Source organism: Nocardioides sp. (genome assembly GCF_024509035.1).
Taxonomy (GTDB): Bacteria; Actinomycetota; Actinomycetes; order Propionibacteriales; family Nocardioidaceae; genus Nocardioides.
The window spans coordinates 1-1,849 of record NZ_JANINT010000362.1 but is presented as its reverse complement, the minus strand read 5'-3'; the positions used below and the strand labels follow the sequence as shown (position 1 = coordinate 1,849).

1 protein-coding gene is annotated in these 1,849 nt (G+C 71.1%); it reads left to right on the top strand.

The window, feature by feature from the left end:
• A partial coding sequence (locus Q0L15_RS21315) for an IucA/IucC family siderophore biosynthesis protein (protein WP_296606761.1) occupies positions 1-1,739 on the top strand: 1,739 nt, incomplete at its 5' end.
• Positions 1,740-1,849 lie beyond the last annotated feature (110 nt).

The following is a 1,849-nucleotide window of genomic DNA, read 5'->3' as shown; positions in this document are numbered from 1 at the left end:
TGCTGTCCCTGCGCGACCGAGACCCCGTCGACCACCTCTCCCCCGACCTCCTGGCCCGCGCACAGCGCCACCTGGTCACCAAGGCGATCTCGGAGTTCTCCCACGAGCGGCTGCTCACGCCGGTCGCGGACGGCGACCGGTGGCGGCTCGACTCCCCCGCCGGCGACGTGACGTACTCGTTCGCCGTCACCCGGCTCGCGCTCGACCACTGGGCCGTCGACGAGGCCGCGGTCTCGCGGTGGGTGAAGGACGAGCCCGCGCCGCTGGACGCGCAGGCGTTCGTCGTCGAGCTCGCCGAGCTGCTGGGGATCCCGGACGAGCTGCTGCCGACGTACCTGGAGGAGATCGCGGCGACCCTGGCCTCGGCGTGCTGGAAGCTGCGGCACGCGCAGCTCTCGGCCGCGGACCTCCTTACGGCGGACTACCAGGAGATCGAGGCCGCGATGACCGAGGGGCATCCGGGGTTCGTGGCCAACAACGGGCGGGTGGGCTTCGGGCTGACCGACCATGCGGCGTACGCGCCCGAGACGGGCAGCACCGTGCGGCTGCACTGGCTGGCGGCGCGACGCGAGCTGAGCCGGCACTCGGGTCCCGAGGTCGTCGACTCCTCGCTCCTGAGCAGGGCAGGCCTCGATCCCGAGGAGTACCGGCTGATCCCGGTGCACCCCTGGCAGTGGGAGAACAAGATCGCGATCACCTTCGCGCCCGACCTGGCGCGGCGCGACCTCGTCCACCTCGGCGAGGGACCCGACGACTATCGGGCGCAGCAGTCGATCCGGACGTTCTTCAACGTCTCCGACCCGTCGCAGCCGTACGTGAAGACCGCGCTGTCGATCCAGAACATGGGGTTCATGCGCGGTCTCTCGCCGAAGTACATGGAGGCCACCCCGGCCATCAACGACTGGGTGCACGACCTCGTGTTGTCGGACCCCGAGCTGGCGCCGAGGTTCTCGGTGCTGCGCGAGGTCGCGGCGGTGGGCTACACCGGCGATGCGTACCACCGGCTGGGCACGCGCTCGCCGTACACGAAGATGATCGCGGCGCTGTGGCGCGAGAGCCCGGTGCCTCGGCTCGCCGAGGGTGAGCGGCTGATGACGATGGCCGCGTTGTTGCACCGCGATGCCACAGGTCGATCACTGGCCGCAGCGCTGGTCGCGACGTCCGGGCTGTCCGCGCGGGCCTGGGTGCGGGGCTACCTCGACGTCTACGTGCGCCCGATCGTGCACTGCCTGCTGGCCCACGACCTGGCGTTCATGCCGCACGGGGAGAACCTCATCCTCGTGCTGCGCGACCACGTGCCGGTGCGGGCGATCATGAAGGACATCGGCGAGGAGGTCTGCGTGATGAGCGCCGACCGGCCGGTGCCCGCGGAGATCGAGCGGATCCGCACCGACGTCGACCCGGACGTGAAGGCGCTGGCCCTGCACACCGACGTCTTCGACGGCGTCCTGCGCCACCTCGCCGCGATCCTGCACACCGACGGCGTGCTCGACGAGACGGAGTTCTGGGCCGAGGTGGCCGACTGCGTACGCCGCCACGAGGCCGACCACCCCGAGCTGGCCGAGGCCGCGGCGTCGTACGACCTGTTCCGCCCGGAGTTCCGCCACAGCTGCCTCAACCGCCTCCAGCTGCGCAACACCCTGGAGATGGTCGACCTGACCGACCAGGCCGAGTCCCTCATCTACGCCGGCACGCTGCAGAACCCGATCGCCGGCCATCCCGGGGCTGAGAACGCCTGATGGCCTGCGCGGGGTGGCGGCGGCATGGTGACGGTCCGCGGTCGGGGTGCGGGTTCGCTGGGGCCCGGGTGCTGTGGTGGAGGCCGAAGTCGGATTCGGTTCGGCTTACG